2 protein-coding genes are annotated in these 474 nt (G+C 64.8%); both read right to left on the bottom strand.

What is annotated here, in order from left to right:
• Nucleotides 1-113, bottom strand: a 113-nt coding sequence (locus BN4575_RS22800) for a 50S ribosomal protein L27 (protein ID WP_176716462.1), incomplete at its 3' end; no start/stop codon positions are given.
• A 14-nt stretch (nt 114-127) separates the two neighbouring features.
• Nucleotides 128-436 carry a 50S ribosomal protein L21 gene (rplU, locus tag BN4575_RS22795; RefSeq protein WP_068979574.1) on the bottom strand — a complete coding sequence of 103 codons (309 nt, stop codon included), beginning with the start codon at nt 434-436 and terminating at the stop codon, nt 128-130.
• Nucleotides 437-474: the final 38 nt, after the last annotated feature.

The following is a 474-nucleotide window of genomic DNA, read 5'->3' as shown; positions in this document are numbered from 1 at the left end:
ACCAGGATGTTGCCGGCGCGAACGGGCGCCCCGGGATAGACCTTCACCCCACGGCGCTGCGCGCTCGAGTCGCGGCCGTTCCTGGAGGAGCCGCCGCCTTTTTTGTGAGCCATGTCTACTTCTCCTACTAGGCGGTGATGCCGGTGATCTTGAGCTCGGTGTACGGCTGCCGATGGCCGTTCTTGCGGCGGTAGTTCTTCCGGCGCTTGAACTTGAAGACCACGATCTTCTTGCCGCGGTCCTGCCCGGTGATCTCGGCCGCGACGGAGGCGCCGCTCACGAGGGGCCTGCCAATCTTGGGGGAGTCACCGCCGACCATGACCACCTCGCTGAACGTGACCTTGTCACCGGCATTGCCGGCAAGCTCCTCGACCCGGAGCTTCTGACCTTCGGCGACCCGATACTGCTTGCCGCCCGTCTTGATGACCGCGTACATGGTGCGTCTTCCTCAACCTGGGGACCGCGATCCCTCAC

Source organism: Aeromonas sp. EERV15, from assembly GCF_900079845.1.
Taxonomy (GTDB): domain Bacteria; phylum Pseudomonadota; class Gammaproteobacteria; order Enterobacterales; family Aeromonadaceae; genus Aeromonas; species Aeromonas sobria.
This window is presented reverse-complemented; position numbering and strand designations above follow the sequence as displayed.

What these genes read in the sequence shown, in the direction of transcription:
- rplU (WP_068979574.1), bottom strand. Translation starts at nt 436, where the DNA reads ATGTACGCGGTCATCAAGACGGGCGGCAAGCAGTATCGGGTCGCCGAA.